The sequence below is a fragment of the Dickeya ananatis genome (genome assembly GCF_019464615.1).
Classification (GTDB): domain Bacteria; phylum Pseudomonadota; class Gammaproteobacteria; order Enterobacterales; family Enterobacteriaceae; genus Dickeya; species Dickeya oryzae.
In genome coordinates this window covers 2,342,472-2,358,156 of sequence record NZ_CP040816.1, presented here as the reverse complement: position 1 = coordinate 2,358,156, position 15,685 = coordinate 2,342,472, and the positions used below count along the sequence as shown (strand labels likewise).

The window sequence follows — 15,685 nt, the reverse complement described above, 5'->3', positions numbered from 1 at the left end:
TCAATTTGGTTGACAGTATACCCACATAAATTACACTGGCGAGACTTTTTTACCCGGAGCAATGACGATGACCGAACGCGTAAACTGGACACTGGAACAGGCGCAAGCCCTGTTTGATAAGCCGTTTCTGGAACTGATGTTTGAGGCACAGCAGGTGCATCGCCAGCACTTTGATCCCCGTCAGGTGCAGGTCAGCACACTGTTATCCATCAAAACCGGCGCGTGTCCGGAAGATTGCAAATATTGTCCGCAAAGCGCCCGTTACCGCACCGGCATTGAAACCGAAAGGCTCATGCAGGTTGAGCAGGTACTGGAGTCCGCCCGTCAGGCAAAAGCCGCAGGCTCGACCCGATTCTGTATGGGCGCGGCGTGGAAAAATCCTCACGAGCGCGATATGCCGTATCTGGAATCGATGGTGCGTGGCGTGAAAGAGATGGGTATGGAAACCTGCATGACGCTGGGTACGCTGCATGGCGATCAGGCCCAGCGACTGGCGGCGGCCGGGCTGGATTTCTATAACCACAACCTGGATACCTCGCCGGAGTTTTACGGCAACATCATTACCACCCGTACCTATCAGGAGCGGCTCGATACGCTGGATAAAGTCCGTGGTGCAGGTATCAAAGTCTGCTCCGGCGGGATTGTCGGGCTGGGGGAAACGGTGCGTGACCGTGCTGGCCTGTTGGTGCAACTGGCCAATCTGCCGACGCCGCCGGAGAGTGTCCCCATCAACATGCTGGTGAAAGTGAAGGGCACGCCGCTGGCGGAAAACGACGATGTGGACCCGTTCGATTTTATCCGCACCATCGCGGTGGCACGCATCATGATGCCGACGTCTTATGTGCGGCTATCCGCCGGTCGTGAACAGATGAGCGAACAGACACAGGCGATGTGTTTTATGGCGGGTGCCAATTCCATTTTTTATGGTTGCAAGCTGCTGACGACGCCAAACCCGAAAGAAGATAAGGACCTGTTGCTGTTTCGCAAATTGGGGCTTAACCCGCAGCAAACCCAAATCGAATATGGCGACAACCAGCAACAGCAGCATCTGACCGAGCAATTGCTGCATACCGATACTGAGCAATATTACAACGCGGCGGTATAAATGAGCTGGCAGCAACGGATCGATCAGGCGCTGGCACAGCGGCAGGCGCAAGACGCTTACCGGGTGCGTCTGGTCAATGACGGTGGCAGCGGTCGTTGGCTGGTGCGCGAGCAACAACGTTATCTCAATTTTTCCTGTAATGATTATCTGGGGTTGAGCCAGCACCCGGCGATTGTGCGCGCCTGGCAGCAAGGGGCGCAGCAGTTCGGTGTGGGCAGTGGCGGCTCTGGTCACGTAACCGGTTATACCACCGCACACCAACACCTGGAGCAACAGTTGGCGGACTGGCTGGGATATGACCGGGCAGTGCTGATGATCTCCGGTTTTGCTGCGAATCAGGCCGTGATAACCGCGCTGATGGCAGAGGGCGACCGTATTCTGGCGGATCGGCTCAGCCATGCCTCGTTACTGGAAGCCGCCAGCCTGTCACCCGCAACGCTACGCCGCTTTCACCATAACCAGCCGGAATCGTTGCAATCATTGCTGGAAAAACCGGTGGGTGGTCAGACGCTGGTGGTCACCGAAGGGGTATTCAGCATGGATGGCGACACGGCACCGTTGGCGGCATTGCACCAGTGCTGTCGCGCGCATAGCGCCTGGCTGATGGTGGATGATGCCCACGGTATCGGCACGCTAGGGGAGCACGGTCGCGGCTGTAGCGCGCAACAAGGGGTGAAACCCGAATTGTTGATCGTCACCTTCGGCAAGGCCTTTGGCGTCAGCGGTGCGGCGGTGTTGTGTAGCCAGTCGATTGCGGAATACTTGCTACAGTTTGCCCGCCATCTGATATACAGCACCGCCATGCCACCGGCGCAAGCCTGTGCGCTGTCAGCGGCGCTGGCAGTGATTCGCGGCGATGATGGCGAGGCCCGGCGTGATGCGCTGGCGCAGAATGTTCAGCGTTTTCGTGAGGGGGCTGCTGGCCTGCCGTTTCGCCTGTTGGCGTCAGAAAGCGCCATTCAGCCGCTGATTGTCGGTGATAACGCCTGGTCGCTGGCACTGTCGCAGCAATTGCGATCCGCGGGGCTGTGGGTCAACGCCATACGGCCGCCCACCGTGCCACCGGGTACGGCACGCTTGCGCATTACCCTGACAGCCAGTCATCAGCCTGACGATATCGACAGACTGCTGGAGGTGTTGCATGACGCAGGTTGATGGGGTGTTGAACGCATCGCCCCCTCATAAACAGGCGATCGCCCGTGCTTTCGGCCGGGCGGCTTCGCAGTATGACCGCTTTGCCGCACTACAGCGTGAAAGCGGCGAACACCTGATGACTCTGGTCGGTGAACATCGCGGCGGCGAACTGCTGGATGCCGGTTGTGGTACCGGCTATTTCAGTGCGCGCTGGCAGGCATGCGGAAAACGGGTGACGGCGCTGGACCTGTCCGTGGATATGCTGGCGATGGCGCACCAGCGTCAGGTAGCGACACACTACCTGCTGGGGGATATCGAGCACTTACCGCTGGCGGATAGCAGCGTGGATATCAGTTTTAGCAATATGGCGATGCAATGGTGTGATGACTTTGCCGCCGGTCTGGCCGAGCTTTATCGGGTCACCCGGCCAGGCGGGGTGATTGCCTTTTGTACGCTGGCGCAGGGGACGCTGGCCGAGCTGGATGACGCCTGGCAGCAACTGGATGGCTCCCGGCGTATTAATCGATTCTTGTCGCTGGAAGCCATTGTTTCAGCCTGTCGTCGTTACCATGCTGATATCTCACCTGCTCCCGCGACATGCTATTTCCCCGATGTACTGGAGCTGATGCGTTCTGTCAAAGGTGTGGGGGCGACCTGGTTGCGGGAAGGGCGGGAGCCGCGCGGCCTGAGTCGTCGACAACTGACGGCGCTGGCTGCGCATTATAGCCGTCACCCACAAGGCTATCCGCTGACCTATCAACGCATTTTTGGAGTGATTTACCGTGACTGAGCGCTGGTTTGTAACCGGAACCGATACCGAAGTGGGGAAAACCGTTGCCAGTGTGGCGCTGTTGCAGGCTGCCCGTCGTGCCGGATACCGTACCGCGGGGTATAAACCAGTGGCGTCCGGGTGTGAGCTAACGCCACATGGCATCCGCAATAGCGATGCATTGCAGCTACAGGCTAACAGCACACTGGCACTGCCATACGACGCGGTTAATCCGCTGGCCTTTATGGAGCCGACGTCGCCTCATATCGTCAGTGCAGAGGAAAATCGACCGATTGCCTTTTCTACCCTCAGCGACGGCCTGCGCCAGCTTGAGCGTCAGGCAAACTGGGTTCTGGTTGAAGGGGCGGGCGGCTGGTTTACGCCGCTTTCCGGGCAGCAAACTTTTGCTGATTGGGTACAGGAAGAGGCGTTAGCAGTGATTTTGGTCGTCGGCGTCAAACTGGGGTGCATCAATCACGCCATGCTCACCGCGCAGGCCGTGCAGCACGCCGGTTTAAGGTTGGCTGGGTGGATTGCCAATGTCGTGCAGCCGCCAGGGCGTTATCACCGCGCTTATTTGCAGACGTTACAAGATAACCTTCCGGCACCGCTGTTAGGTGAAATCCCGTATTTATCCAAGCCGTTTCAGCAGGATATGGGCGATTACTTAAACATCACTTTACTAAGAGGTTAACGAAGTTGGGTGAATGTTGCGTAGGTGGTGGTTTTATCCCTGTTCTTAATTGAAATTGATAGAAAAAACCATCTTGAAAATTGCTGATCGAACCACTGGGTCAGCAGTTTTTCTTTTTGCTAAGTCTGTGTCATTTAGCACTTTTTTTTATAATAAGCGGCACGTCAAACATGGAAATTTTGTTTAAAAGTCGTTTGCCGGTCTCTAACGGACCAAGGTAACGAAAGACGCCAATACAGGAGGCGCGGGCACTTGTGGGAGTTATCCACTATTTCTGTGGATAACTGTGTGTATTAGGGTTAGAAAAAACGCGCCAGCCAAGAGCTGGCGCGGGTTACGCCGGGTTTGGTGCTAAACTCCGCTTTTTTGTGAAGTTCTTTTAAATCAATAAATTAATTAAAATCAAGTCACTTTTATGTCAGTGCGTCATCCCTGAATAAATTACCGGCACTGGTCATAGCAGATAATTTGAGAAACAGCGTTTCTGGGGATAAATTCTCGATTTTTTGCTGGATAGCAACATCACTCTGTGCTAGTCAACGAGGGCGCGTGCTGGCATGTGGTCAATGGTTAAGAATTACTTGATGCTGTTTTTATATCCAGTAATATGGGGCTGGCAAATCTGGCTGGGGGTTTTCATACTAGACGTATCCCTTTCCTGTCGATGATGCGGGTCATGCCGACCCGCGTCTGATGCGTGATTCCAACCGTTTTTTATCCGGGTGTCTTGTTCATGAGTAAAGCGTTCAAACTGCATTCTGCCTTTAAGCCCGCAGGCGACCAACCTGAAGCGATACGTCGTCTGAAAGAGGGGCTGGAAGACGGGCTGGCGCATCAGACATTGTTGGGGGTAACAGGCTCCGGCAAGACGTTTACCATTGCTAACGTGATTGCGGATCTCAACCGGCCTACCATGGTGCTGGCGCCGAATAAAACCCTGGCCGCGCAGTTGTATGGCGAGATGAAGGAGTTTTTTCCGGACAACGCGGTGGAGTATTTCGTGTCTTACTACGATTACTATCAGCCTGAAGCCTATGTGCCAAGCTCCGATACCTTTATCGAGAAGGATGCCTCGGTTAACGAACATATCGAGCAGATGCGGTTGTCTGCCACCAAGGCCCTGCTGGAGCGGCGTGACGTGGTGGTGGTGGCGTCGGTATCCGCCATTTATGGTCTGGGCGACCCGGACCTCTACCTGAAGATGATGTTGCACCTGACACAAGGTATGCTGATTGATCAGCGCGCTATCTTGCGTCGGCTGGCAGAATTACAGTATTCCCGTAACGATCAGGCCTTTAGCCGTGGCACCTTCCGGGTTCGCGGTGAGGTCATCGATATTTTTCCGGCGGAATCCGATGAGATAGCGCTGCGTGTAGAGTTGTTTGACGAAGAAGTGGAGCGGCTGTCGCTGTTTGACCCGCTCACCGGCCACATCGTGCAAACCGTACCGCGTTACACCATTTACCCGAAAACCCACTATGTGACGCCACGCGAACGTATTTTGCAGGCGATGGAAGAGATCAAAGTCGAACTGGCGGAGCGCCGTCAGGTGTTGCTGGCCAACAATAAACTGTTGGAAGAGCAGCGGCTGGCGCAGCGCACCACCTTCGATCTGGAAATGATGAATGAGCTGGGGTATTGCTCCGGCATTGAAAACTACTCCCGCTTTTTGTCCGGACGCGGCCCCGGTGAACCGCCGCCAACCTTGTTTGATTACCTGCCTGCCGATGGGCTGCTGGTGATTGACGAATCCCACGTGACTATCCCGCAACTGGGCGGGATGTATCGTGGTGACCGGGCACGGAAAGAAACGCTGGTGGAATACGGGTTTCGCTTACCCTCGGCGTTGGATAACCGGCCGATGAAGTTTGAGGAGTTCGAAGCGCTGGCACCGCAGACCATTTATGTTTCGGCGACGCCGGGTAATTACGAACTGGAAAAATCTGGCGGCGAGATAATCGATCAGGTGGTGCGGCCGACCGGCCTGCTCGATCCGGTGCTGGAGGTGCGCCCGGTTACGACGCAGGTGGATGATTTGCTGTCGGAAATCCGCAAGCGTTCGGCCATTAACGAGCGTGTACTGGTCACTACCCTGACCAAACGTATGGCGGAAGACCTGACCGAGTATCTGGAAGAGCACGGCGAGCGGGTACGTTATCTGCACTCGGATATCGATACCGTGGAGCGGGTAGAAATCATCCGTGATTTGCGACTGGGCGAGTTCGACGTGTTGGTGGGTATCAACCTGCTGCGTGAAGGGCTGGATATGCCGGAAGTGTCGCTGGTGGCGATTCTGGACGCCGACAAAGAAGGCTTCCTGCGCTCGGAGCGATCGCTGATTCAGACTATTGGTCGTGCGGCGCGTAACCTTAACGGCAAGGCGATTTTGTACGCCGACAGGATTACGCCGTCGATGGAACGCGCCATCAATGAAACCCAACGCCGCCGTGAGAAACAGCAGGCCTACAACGAGCAGCATGGCATTGTGCCGCAGGGGCTGAACAAGAAGATTGGCGACATTTTGCAGATTGGTCAGCCTGTCAACGGCAAGGGCAAGGGCAAAGGCCGCGGCAAGAAAGCGGCGGAACCGGCGGCACGGTATCAGCAACTGTCGCCGAAAGCGTTGGATCAGAAAATCCGTGAGCTGGAAAGCCAGATGCTGACCCATGCACAGAATCTGGAGTTCGAAGAAGCCGCCCGTCTGCGCGACGAAATCCATGCGCTGCGTGAGCAGTTTATTGCGGCATCCTGACCGCGTTGGTGCTGTCGGCATACTTTTGCCAGCGGCGTGACGCGATACTTCCGAATACAAGAGTGATGGTGTGATGAAAAATACGATCCCCGATGTGCCGCTTTCTGGCGTTGATGTGTTGTTCGTGGCAGGCTTTGGGCCGATAACGGTGTCGGTGCCGACCAGTCAGACGTTCTATCAGACCCTGTTGAATCTGCCGATAAAGCCGATGGAAGGTAATGAAGCCTACCTGACCTGCGATACGTTGGACGGTGTGAAGCACTTTGCGTTATGGCCGCTGGCGCAGGCGAGTCAGTCCTGCTTCGGCACTGACAACTGGCCGTCAACCCACCCGATTCCGCAAGGCTGGATGGAACTGGAAGTAGCGGATATCGGGGCGGCGACCGAGACCATCAAACAACAGGGTTACCCATTGCTGGTGGATAACCGGCTGGAACCTTGGGGGCAGACGGTAACCCGTTTCCTCAGCCCCGAAGGGCTGTTAGTGGGAGTTACCCATACGCCGTGGCTGAGGGCGTGAACCTTAAGCCGGGCACAGCCCCAGCGCTTGCACAGCCTGCTCTAACGCGGCCTGCAGCAATTGGCGATCATGGTGGTGGGGGACATCGTGCGCCCCCAGCGGTTGCCGGATGATCAGGCGGTCGTTCACGCCGTGGGTATCGGTTCGGGGAGCGACAACAACGGCGTCGATGATGCGTCGGTTAATCTTGCTTTCGATAAGTTGCAGCTTTTGGGCCAGTGTCAGACGGGTGGCTATCTGGCTTTGCTCATCGCCCAGATTACCGATATAGACCACTGGCGCACGCGCGTCGTGCAGCGATTGAGCCAGATCGGTCAGCAGTAAAGGCGGCATCAGGCTGGTGAGAAAACTGCCCGGTCCTATTAGGATCAGGTCTGCTTCGGCTATCGCCGTCAACGCCTCTTGTGTGGCCGGTGCGCTCGGGTAGAGCATCAGATCTTGCGGCAGTGCGGCGAGTTGATCGACCGCTACTTCGCCGTACACCGGGTTGCCTTGCGCATCAATTGCCATCAGGTCGACTGGCTGCTCTGACATCGGGATCAAGAGCGCGTCGACATTAAGCAGATTGCGTATCAGGTTGATGGCTTCCAGCGGGCGCACGCTGAGGTGGTCCATCGCTTTGAGCATCAAATTGCCAAGGTTGTGGCCGGACAGCTCGCCGTTGCCGTTGAAGCGGTATTCAAACATGGCGGAGGCGACACTGGGGGTGGTGATCAACTGATTAAGACAGTTACGGGTGTCACCCCAGGCAATGCCGCCTTCCGAGCGGCGAATGCGCCCGGTAGAGCCGCCATTGTCGGTGGTGGTGACAATGCCTGTCAGCCGCGAACCGAGAAAGGAGAGCGATGACATCACGCGCCCCAGTCCATGGCCGCCACCCAGCGCGACCACGCTACCCAGTTCCGCCAACGTGCGATTACCCATACCTGCCCTTATATTCCGGTTATCTACCCTAAAAAGTAGCGGTTATATACCACATCTTTGGGTAAAGCTGCATAAGCGCCAACAGAAAATTTCAGAGCCGGGTATCGATGGGATCAATGATGTTCACCCGAGGAGCAGCAACCGGTACTGTGACGCCGGGAAAGCCCGGTGTGAACAGGCTGGCTGGACATCAGTACAGGCGACGATACCGATGGGACAACGACCGATATTGAGGGAGCGTGGAATATATTCTTCCTTGATTTAATTTGTAATAAATTATTCTGTTATATTTTTATTGATATTCATCACTTATTTGTTTTTAAAGGTTTTTAAAAATTAATTTTTAATTTTATTATGGATTGATAATGAAATTATTAAATAACATTAAAACTGTTATAGTCTAAATAACGCAGACTGTTTATACCCATTCACTCCTGCCCATTTTAAGATCAGTGCCGGTAGTATCTCGCCTCGGCACGATACTTCCCACGCGTTATGTCATCGGCGCACGTCGGCGCTGTTTCCTGATTCTGGCCTGCGTGCCAGCCGACAAGTAAAACGATAGCAGGGCTGATAACAGTCCAGGGGTAAGGCATGTTTGGACTCGATGCATTTCATCTGGCAAGGATACAGTTTGCGTTCACGGTATCCTTCCATATCATTTTTCCCGCCATCACTATTGGGCTGGCCAGTTTTTTGGCTGTGCTGGAAGGGTTGTGGCTGAAAACCAGAAATCGCGACTACCGTGATCTCTACCATTTCTGGTCGAAAATCTTTGCCGTTAACTTTGGTATGGGCGTGGTGTCCGGTCTGGTGATGGCCTATCAGTTTGGTACCAACTGGAGCGGTTTTTCGCAGTTTGCTGGCAGTATTACCGGCCCGCTGTTGACCTATGAGGTGCTGACCGCATTCTTTTTGGAGGCTGGTTTTCTCGGCGTCATGTTGTTTGGCTGGCAGCGGGTTGGGCCGGGGTTGCACTTTTTCGCGACCTGCATGGTGGCACTCGGTACGATCACGTCCACGTTCTGGATCCTCGCCTCCAACAGTTGGATGCAGACCCCGCAGGGGCACGAAATTCATAACGGTGTTGTGGTGCCGGTAGACTGGCTGGCGGTTATCTTCAATCCCTCTTTCCCGTACCGACTGATGCATATGGCGACGGCGGCATTTCTTGCCAGCGCCTTTTTTGTCGGCGCGTCTGCTGCCTGGCATTTGCTTCGTCGCAACGATACCCCGGCAATTCGCAAAATGTTGTCGATGGCGCTCTGGATGGCGTTGATTGTCGCCCCCATTCAGGCGTTGCTGGGCGATATGCATGGTCTGAACACGCTGAAATACCAGCCCGCTAAAATTGCCGCGATTGAAGGCCACTGGGATAACCCACCTGGCGAACCGACGCCGCTGATTTTGGTGGGCTGGCCGGATATGGAACGTGAAACCACCCGCTATGCACTGGAAATTCCTTATCTGGGTAGCCTGATCCTGACCCACAGTCTGGATAAACAGGTCCCGGCATTGAAGAGCTTCCCCAAAGACGAACGGCCCAACTCGCCGGTGGTGTTTTGGTCGTTTCGCATCATGGTCGGTCTGGGAATGCTGATGATCCTGCTGGGGGTTCTGGGGTTGTGGCTGCGCTGGCGTCAGCGTTTGTACCAGTCGCGGCCATTTTTGTGGTTCACCCTGCTGATGGGGCCATCGGGGTTGATAGCCATTCTGGCCGGTTGGTTCACCACCGAAGTCGGCCGACAGCCGTGGGTGGTTTACGGCTTGCAACGCACCCGTGAGGCGGTATCGGCACACGGCGACCTGCAGATGAGCGTGAGTTTGCTGCTATTTATTGCGGTGTACCTGTCGGTATTTGGCGTGGGGTATGCCTATCTGGTGCGCTTGATTAAAAAAGGACCGCAACCGGGAGAGGGGGATGGTACCTCCAACGGCGAGCCGGGAGTGGCGCAGACACCAGCGCGACCGTTATCGGCGGCGCAGGATTTGTTGGGAGAGGGGAAATAACATGGGTATTGAGCTTTCTGTTGTCTGGTTCGCCATCATTATTTTCGCCACCCTGATGTATATCGTGATGGACGGTTTTGATCTGGGCATCGGCATTTTATTTCTGACTCATCGGCACCCGGCCGACCGGGATGTGATGGTGAATACCGTCGCGCCGGTGTGGGATGGCAACGAAACCTGGTTGGTGCTCGGCGGGGCCGGGTTGTTTGGTGCCTTTCCGCTGGCTTACGCGGTGATCGTCGATGCGCTAACCATCCCGCTGACGTTGATGCTGGTGGGGCTGATTTTTCGCGGTGTGGCCTTCGAGTTTCGCTTCAAAGCGACGCCGTCACACCGTCCGTTTTGGGACCACGCCTTCCTGTGGGGCTCGCTGGTGGCAACCTTTTTCCAGGGGGTAACCGTGGGGGCGGTGCTCAATGGTTTTGAGGTGACCGATCGCCACTTCTCCGGCCCGGTATTCGGCTGGCTGACACCGTTTTCGCTGTTTTGCGGCGTTGGGCTGGTGGTGGCGTATGCGCTGCTGGGCTGTACCTGGCTTATCATGAAAACCGGACAGTCGCTGCATAGCCGTATGTCGGCGTTGGCTCCGTCGCTGGTGGCGTTGTTGCTGGCGGTCATTGGTGTCATCAGCGTGTGGACGCCGCTGGCTCACCCAGCCATTGCGCAGCGCTGGTTTTCGCTGCCTAATCTGTTTTGGTTCCTGCCGGTTCCGATTCTGGTGGTGCTGTGCGCGGTAGGTATTGTGCGTGGCGTTCGCCGCCAGGCACATTACGCGCCTTTCCTGTTGACGTTGGGGCTTATCTTCCTGGGCTTCACCGGACTGGGTATCAGCCTGTGGCCAATGATCATTCCACCGGGACTGACCCTGTGGGACGCGGCTGCGCCACCGCAGAGCCAGGGATTCATGCTGTTTGGCGCATTGCTGATCATCCCGGTTATTCTGGGGTACACCTTCTGGAGTTACTACGTCTTCCGAGGAAAGGTACGGCCGGAGGAGGGATACCACTGATGGCGGGGGCAATGGAAAAAAGGGCAGATGAAAAGCCGATATTGATCGCAGGCGCAACGAAGGTGGTGCCGGCGAGAAAAACAGCGTCATCGCTATGGCGGCGGCTATTATGGATGGTCATGTTATGGGGAGCCAGTGTGCTCGCACTCGGTGTAGTCGCAACGGTATTCCGCCTGCTGATGACTGCTGCCGGGCTGAAAACCCACTAACCATGAGTCACATACCTTAATTGGCATCAATTGGCATCAGCCTCTGCATGAGCACAAAACGCCCGCGGTAGCATCGCGGGCGTTTTGTGTTAACTGAACAACCTGTCGCCATTAGGCGCTCGGTTTACTCCGATGGGAGTAGGGGATATCGGTCATACCATGATACAGGTCAGAAAAATTGATCGGATTTCCGCTATGCTGAGCGTGAAAATAGTGAATGAAATCCGCTATATACAAGATTATATACCGCATTTTCAGTGACGGATGGCTTGATTTGGCGATAGACTTCATGAAGTAATCACGGTTATCCGACATCGGTGTTCGATGCCGGGCAATCAAACTCCTAGCCTTGGAACCTACGTTCGAGAGTCAGCGCGAATAGGGTTTCCTGGCCGTGACCTGAGGGTCACCAGGGTGCAGGGTAGAAATGCCCGCATCTCCCGTACTTGGAAAGGTGTTTATGGTGAGTCAACTGACCGATGCGTTTGCGCGCAAGTTTTACTATTTGCGTCTGTCGATAACGGATGTCTGTAATTTCCGCTGCACTTATTGTCTGCCGGACGGCTATCAGCCTAATGGCGCGACCCCTCATCGCTTTCTGTCGTTGAATGAAATCCGCCGTGTTGGGCGGGCGTTTGCCGAACTGGGTACGGAAAAGGTGCGCCTGACCGGCGGTGAACCCTCTTTACGACGGGATTTTGTCGACATTATCGCTGCGATTCGTGAAAACCCGGCTATCCGGACACTGGCGGTGACCACTAACGGTTACCGGCTGGCGCGGGATGTCGCGAGCTGGCGTGATGCCGGATTGACGGCGCTCAATGTCAGTGTCGACAGTCTGGATGCCCGGGCGTTTCACGCCATTACCGGGCAGGACAAATTCCGTCAGGTGATGGACGGCATCGATGCTGCTTTCGCTAACGGATTCCAGCGGGTGAAAGTCAACACCGTACTGATGCGTGATGTTAACGACAACAGCCTGCACACCTTTCTGGAATGGATCCGCACCCGGCCTATCCAACTGCGATTTATCGAACTGATGGAAACCGGCGAAGGGCGGGAGATGTTCCGCCGCCATCATGTTTCCGGGCAGGTGATTCGCGAGCGTTTGTTACAGCAAGGCTGGCAACAGCAGGTTCGTTCGCGCAGTGACGGCCCGGCGCAGGTGTTCTCGCACCCGGATTATCAGGGTGAGGTGGGGCTAATCATGCCTTATGAAAAAGACTTTTGTCAGAGCTGCAATCGCCTGCGGGTTTCGGCCATCGGCAATTTGCATCTGTGCCTGTTTGGTGAGCAAGGCATTCCACTGCGCGATTTGCTGATGGATGACGAGCAACTGGAGGCGCTGAAACTGCGTATTTCCGGTGGCCTTGGTAGCAAACGACAGTCGCATTTTCTGCATGACGGCGACAGCGGCATTACCCCGAATCTTTCCTTTATTGGCGGCTAAACGGCCGCGCAATACGGTATTACGCATACCGTTACGGAGTATTTATGAGCAAGGTCAGCAGTGAATTTATTCCTCTGCGTGTGGCGGTGATGACGATATCCTCCCGCCGTACGGCCGACGACGATACGTCTGGCGATTATCTGCGCGAAGCATTGCAGCACGATGGGCATCATCTGGCGGGCAGCGCGATTGTCAGTGAAAACCTCTACCACATCCGTGCACAGGTGTCTGCCTGGATAGCCCGCGAGGATGTGCAGGTGATCCTGATTAACGGTGGTACTGGCTTTACCGCTGGCGATCTCGCACCGGAAGCTATCCGGGTGTTGTTTGATCGCGAAATCGAAGGATTTGGCGAACTGTTCCGCATGGTGTCCTATGAAGAGATAGGCACCGCCACTATTCAGTCGCGCGCCATTGCCGGTATGGCTAACCAGACGGCGATTTTTGCGATGCCGGGGTCGACCAAAGCCTGTCGTACCGCCTGGGAGCGGATTATTCGCGAGCAACTGGATGCGCGCCAGAAACCCTGTAACCTCTATCCTCACCTGAAAAAGTAAGCTGTTATGTCACAACTGACCCACATTAATGCCGCCGGTGAAGCGGCGATGGTGGATGTTTCCGACAAGGCAGAGACCGTGCGTGAAGCGCGTGCCGAAGCCTTTGTGGAAATGGCACCGCATACCCTGTCGATGATTATCGACGGCAAGCATCATAAAGGCGATGTGTTCGCCACCGCCCGTATCGCCGGCATTCAGGCCGCCAAACGCACCTGGGAGTTAATCCCGCTGTGTCACCCGCTATTGCTCAGTAAAGTTGCCGTTGAATTGGAAGCGCAGCCGGAACATAACCGGGTGCGCATCGAATCCCTGTGTCGGTTAACCGGTAAGACTGGGGTGGAGATGGAGGCATTGACCGCTGCCTCGGTCGCGGCGTTGACCATTTATGACATGTGCAAAGCGGTGCAGAAAGACATGGTGATAGGGCCGGTACGGCTGTTGGCGAAAAGTGGGGGTAAATCCGGTGACTTTAAGGCGGAGGCATCATGATTACGGTGTTATTTTTCGCGCAGGTGCGCGAGCTCACCGGTATTGACCGGTTATCCCTGCCTGCCGACTATCAGGATGTGGCATCGCTGCGTCAGGCGCTGTGTGAACGTGGTGACCGCTGGGCGCTGGCGCTGGAAGACGGCAAACTGCTGGCGGCGGTTAACCAGTCGCTGGTGGCGATGACGCATCCGCTGACCGATGGCGACGAAGTGGCGTTTTTCCCGCCGGTGACCGGAGGCTGACATGGGCACGCGTATTCGGGTAGGGCAGGAACCGTTCAGCGTAGGCGACGAGTACAGCTGGCTGGCAGCCAGCGATACGGACGGCGCCGTCGTCACGTTCACCGGCAAAGTGCGTAACCATAATCTGGGGGATAACGTCAGTGCGTTAACCCTGGAGCATTATCCGGGGATGACGGAAAAAGCGCTGGCTGAGATTGTCGAGGCGGCACGTGAGCGCTGGCCGATTCAGCGTGTCAGCCTGATCCATCGTGTCGGTGCACTTTTTCCCGGTGACGAGATAGTATTTGTTGGCGTCAGCGGAGCCCACCGTCAGGCCGCGTTTGATGCGGCGCAATTCATTATGGATTACCTCAAAACGCGTGCACCGTTCTGGAAGCGGGAAGCCACGCAGGATGGTGACCGTTGGGTCGATGCCCGTGACAGTGATCGACAGGCGGCAGAACGCTGGTCCTAAGCGGTGACGGCGGTGTATTGATTGCCGCCGCTACACCATTGCTGGCGATATGATTTCACTACTGGAATAAAAACGATAAAAAGCAACCGTTTATAAATGTTGCATCACTATAGTGTTCGAATAATAATTAATAAGAATCATTTTTATTTCTATTTTTATGCAACGATAATGAGCCGCGGTAATTTTTTGCCGGATTCGCTTTTATTGTCATACAGTTAATTGCCATACAGTGAAAAAGGATAATGGTATGAAACGGCGTATAGCTTCCCTGTTCCCCGCCACATTGCTGGCGTCTTCCCTGATGATGGGACTGTCCTTCGGCGCACAGGCGGAGGATGCAGGTATTGTGATTTATAACGCACAGCATGAAAACCTGGTGAAGTCCTGGGTAGACGGCTTCACTCAGGATACCGGTATTAAAGTGACGCTGCGTAATGGCGGCGATAGTGAGTTGGGTAACCAACTGGTTCAGGAAGGCAGTGCGTCACCGGCTGACGTATTTTTGACGGAAAACTCGCCGTCAATGGTGCTGGTGGATAACGCCAACCTGTTCGCACCGTTGGATGCCGACACACTGGCGCAGGTTGCGCCGCAGTACCGTCCCTCCCACGGACGTTGGATTGGTATCGCTGCTCGTTCGACGGTATTTGTTTACAACCCGGAAAAACTGACCGAAGCACAATTACCGAAATCATTGATGGATCTGGCGAAACCAGAATGGAAAGGGCGCTGGGCGGCGTCTCCGTCGGGTGCAGACTTTCAGGCGATTGTCAGCGCGATGCTGGAGCTGAAAGGCGAGAAAGCAACGCTGGACTGGCTGAAGGCGATGAAAACCAACTTCACGGCGTATAAAGGCAATAGCACGGTAATGAAAGCGGTGAACGCCGGTCAGGTCGACAGCGGCGTTATCTATCATTACTACCCGTTTGTCGACGGCGCGAAAACCGGTGAAAACAGTAAAAATATCCGTTTGTACTACTTCAAGCATCAGGATCCGGGCGCGTTCGTCAGCATCTCTGGCGGCGGTGTACTGGCATCGAGCAAGCATAAAGAACAGGCTCAGGCATTCATGAAGTGGATCACCGGCAAGAAAGGCCAGGAAGTGCTGCGCACCAATACCGCGTTTGAATACGCCGTGGGCGTCAATGCGGCTTCCAATCCGAAACTGGTTCCGCTGAAAGACTTGCAGGCTCCCACCGTGGATGCTGCCAAACTCAACGGCAAGAAAGTGGTTGAACTGATGACCGAAGCCGGTCTGCTGTAATACGTCAGTATAGGGCGGGAGTCCAATAAGACCGATGGCCGATGTGGAATGGAAAGTCGCTGGTGTGGGGATGCCACAACCAGCGCGTTCGGGGGCGCAGTCG

The 15,685-nt window shown here is 55.4% G+C and carries 16 protein-coding genes and 1 riboswitch; of the genes, 15 read left to right on the top strand and 1 reads right to left on the bottom strand.

Translation table 11 applies throughout. The features are described from left to right. The first annotated feature begins 67 nt into the window (after positions 1–67). From bioB to FGI04_RS10385, 6 genes are all read left to right on the top strand, one after another. On the top strand, positions 68–1,105 hold the full coding sequence (gene bioB / locus FGI04_RS10410; RefSeq protein ID WP_407273613.1) for a biotin synthase BioB: 1,038 nt from the start codon (positions 68–70) through the stop codon (positions 1,103–1,105). Further along, complete coding sequence (gene bioF, locus FGI04_RS10405; RefSeq protein ID WP_407336690.1) at positions 1,106–2,260, top strand: 8-amino-7-oxononanoate synthase; 1,155 nt, start codon at positions 1,106–1,108, stop codon at positions 2,258–2,260. Continuing rightward, positions 2,247–3,029 carry a malonyl-ACP O-methyltransferase BioC gene (gene bioC, locus FGI04_RS10400; RefSeq protein WP_407336689.1) on the top strand — a complete coding sequence of 261 codons (783 nt, stop codon included), beginning with the start codon at positions 2,247–2,249 and terminating at the stop codon, positions 3,027–3,029. The genes bioF and bioC overlap by 14 nt, the downstream gene beginning before the upstream one ends. Continuing rightward, on the top strand, positions 3,022–3,702 hold the full coding sequence (gene bioD, locus FGI04_RS10395) for a dethiobiotin synthase (RefSeq protein ID WP_342700521.1): 681 nt from the start codon (positions 3,022–3,024) through the stop codon (positions 3,700–3,702). Before bioC ends, bioD begins: the two co-directional genes overlap by 8 nt. 733 nt (positions 3,703–4,435) lie before the next feature. Beyond that, positions 4,436–6,454 (top strand): excinuclease ABC subunit UvrB, encoded by a 2,019-nt coding sequence (gene uvrB, locus FGI04_RS10390; protein ID WP_407336688.1) that lies wholly within the window; start codon positions 4,436–4,438, stop codon positions 6,452–6,454. Between the two features lie 73 nt (positions 6,455–6,527). Beyond that, entirely contained in the window at positions 6,528–6,974 is a 447-nt protein-coding gene (locus FGI04_RS10385; protein WP_342700522.1) for a VOC family protein, read from the top strand. A gap of 3 nt (positions 6,975–6,977) precedes the next feature. Here FGI04_RS10385 and FGI04_RS10380 read toward each other — a convergent pair whose 3' ends face one another. Then, the gene (locus tag FGI04_RS10380) at positions 6,978–7,898 is read right to left on the bottom strand and encodes a gluconeogenesis factor YvcK family protein (RefSeq protein ID WP_342700523.1); all 921 of its coding nucleotides are present in this window, start codon (positions 7,896–7,898) and stop codon (positions 6,978–6,980) included. A gap of 594 nt (positions 7,899–8,492) precedes the next feature. On the opposite strand from FGI04_RS10380, the gene FGI04_RS10375 reads away from it, so the two are divergent. From FGI04_RS10375 to FGI04_RS10335, 9 genes are all read left to right on the top strand, one after another. Further along, positions 8,493–9,908: a cytochrome ubiquinol oxidase subunit I gene (locus tag FGI04_RS10375; protein ID WP_407336687.1), complete on the top strand. Its 1,416-nt coding sequence runs from the start codon at positions 8,493–8,495 to the stop codon at positions 9,906–9,908. 1 nt (position 9,909) lies between these two features. Beyond that, a complete protein-coding gene (gene cydB, locus FGI04_RS10370; RefSeq protein WP_342700525.1) occupies positions 9,910–10,917 on the top strand; it encodes a cytochrome d ubiquinol oxidase subunit II in 1,008 nt (335 codons plus the stop codon). A gap of 44 nt (positions 10,918–10,961) precedes the next feature. Continuing rightward, positions 10,962–11,126 carry a DUF2474 domain-containing protein gene (locus tag FGI04_RS10365; RefSeq protein ID WP_428845665.1) on the top strand — a complete coding sequence of 55 codons (165 nt, stop codon included), beginning with the start codon at positions 10,962–10,964 and terminating at the stop codon, positions 11,124–11,126. A gap of 328 nt (positions 11,127–11,454) precedes the next feature. Next, a riboswitch (molybdenum cofactor riboswitch) is annotated at positions 11,455–11,599 on the top strand. Next, positions 11,587–12,576 carry a GTP 3',8-cyclase MoaA gene (moaA, locus tag FGI04_RS10360; RefSeq protein WP_407336686.1) on the top strand — a complete coding sequence of 330 codons (990 nt, stop codon included), beginning with the start codon at positions 11,587–11,589 and terminating at the stop codon, positions 12,574–12,576. Its footprint overlaps the riboswitch before it by 13 nt. 44 nt (positions 12,577–12,620) lie before the next feature. Beyond that, positions 12,621–13,133 carry a molybdenum cofactor biosynthesis protein B gene (gene moaB, locus FGI04_RS10355; RefSeq protein WP_023639957.1) on the top strand — a complete coding sequence of 171 codons (513 nt, stop codon included), beginning with the start codon at positions 12,621–12,623 and terminating at the stop codon, positions 13,131–13,133. A gap of 6 nt (positions 13,134–13,139) precedes the next feature. Next, complete coding sequence (gene moaC, locus FGI04_RS10350) at positions 13,140–13,622, top strand: cyclic pyranopterin monophosphate synthase MoaC (protein ID WP_012885132.1); 483 nt, start codon at positions 13,140–13,142, stop codon at positions 13,620–13,622. Next, entirely contained in the window at positions 13,619–13,864 is a 246-nt protein-coding gene (gene moaD / locus FGI04_RS10345; RefSeq protein WP_012885131.1) for a molybdopterin synthase sulfur carrier subunit, read from the top strand. The genes moaC and moaD overlap by 4 nt, the downstream gene beginning before the upstream one ends. Before the next feature lies 1 nt (position 13,865). After that, positions 13,866–14,318 (top strand): molybdopterin synthase catalytic subunit MoaE, encoded by a 453-nt coding sequence (gene moaE / locus FGI04_RS10340; RefSeq protein WP_342700527.1) that lies wholly within the window; start codon positions 13,866–13,868, stop codon positions 14,316–14,318. 247 nt (positions 14,319–14,565) lie between these two features. Then, positions 14,566–15,582 (top strand): iron ABC transporter substrate-binding protein, encoded by a 1,017-nt coding sequence (locus FGI04_RS10335; protein WP_407336685.1) that lies wholly within the window; start codon positions 14,566–14,568, stop codon positions 15,580–15,582. The last annotated feature ends 103 nt before the right edge of the window (positions 15,583–15,685 follow it).

What these genes read in the sequence shown, in the direction of transcription:
- bioB (WP_407273613.1), top strand. Translation starts at nt 68, where the DNA reads ATGACCGAACGCGTAAACTGGACACTGGAACAGGCGCAAGCCCTGTTT.
- bioF (WP_407336690.1), top strand. Translation starts at nt 1,106, where the DNA reads ATGAGCTGGCAGCAACGGATCGATCAGGCGCTGGCACAGCGGCAGGCG.
- bioC (WP_407336689.1), top strand. Translation starts at nt 2,247, where the DNA reads ATGACGCAGGTTGATGGGGTGTTGAACGCATCGCCCCCTCATAAACAG.
- uvrB (WP_407336688.1), top strand. Translation starts at nt 4,436, where the DNA reads ATGAGTAAAGCGTTCAAACTGCATTCTGCCTTTAAGCCCGCAGGCGAC.
- FGI04_RS10385 (WP_342700522.1), top strand. Translation starts at nt 6,528, where the DNA reads ATGAAAAATACGATCCCCGATGTGCCGCTTTCTGGCGTTGATGTGTTG.
- FGI04_RS10380 (WP_342700523.1), bottom strand. Translation starts at nt 7,898, where the DNA reads ATGGGTAATCGCACGTTGGCGGAACTGGGTAGCGTGGTCGCGCTGGGT.
- FGI04_RS10375 (WP_407336687.1), top strand. Translation starts at nt 8,493, where the DNA reads ATGTTTGGACTCGATGCATTTCATCTGGCAAGGATACAGTTTGCGTTC.
- cydB (WP_342700525.1), top strand. Translation starts at nt 9,910, where the DNA reads ATGGGTATTGAGCTTTCTGTTGTCTGGTTCGCCATCATTATTTTCGCC.
- moaA (WP_407336686.1), top strand. Translation starts at nt 11,587, where the DNA reads ATGGTGAGTCAACTGACCGATGCGTTTGCGCGCAAGTTTTACTATTTG.
- moaB (WP_023639957.1), top strand. Translation starts at nt 12,621, where the DNA reads ATGAGCAAGGTCAGCAGTGAATTTATTCCTCTGCGTGTGGCGGTGATG.
- moaC (WP_012885132.1), top strand. Translation starts at nt 13,140, where the DNA reads ATGTCACAACTGACCCACATTAATGCCGCCGGTGAAGCGGCGATGGTG.
- moaD (WP_012885131.1), top strand. Translation starts at nt 13,619, where the DNA reads ATGATTACGGTGTTATTTTTCGCGCAGGTGCGCGAGCTCACCGGTATT.
- moaE (WP_342700527.1), top strand. Translation starts at nt 13,866, where the DNA reads ATGGGCACGCGTATTCGGGTAGGGCAGGAACCGTTCAGCGTAGGCGAC.
- FGI04_RS10335 (WP_407336685.1), top strand. Translation starts at nt 14,566, where the DNA reads ATGAAACGGCGTATAGCTTCCCTGTTCCCCGCCACATTGCTGGCGTCT.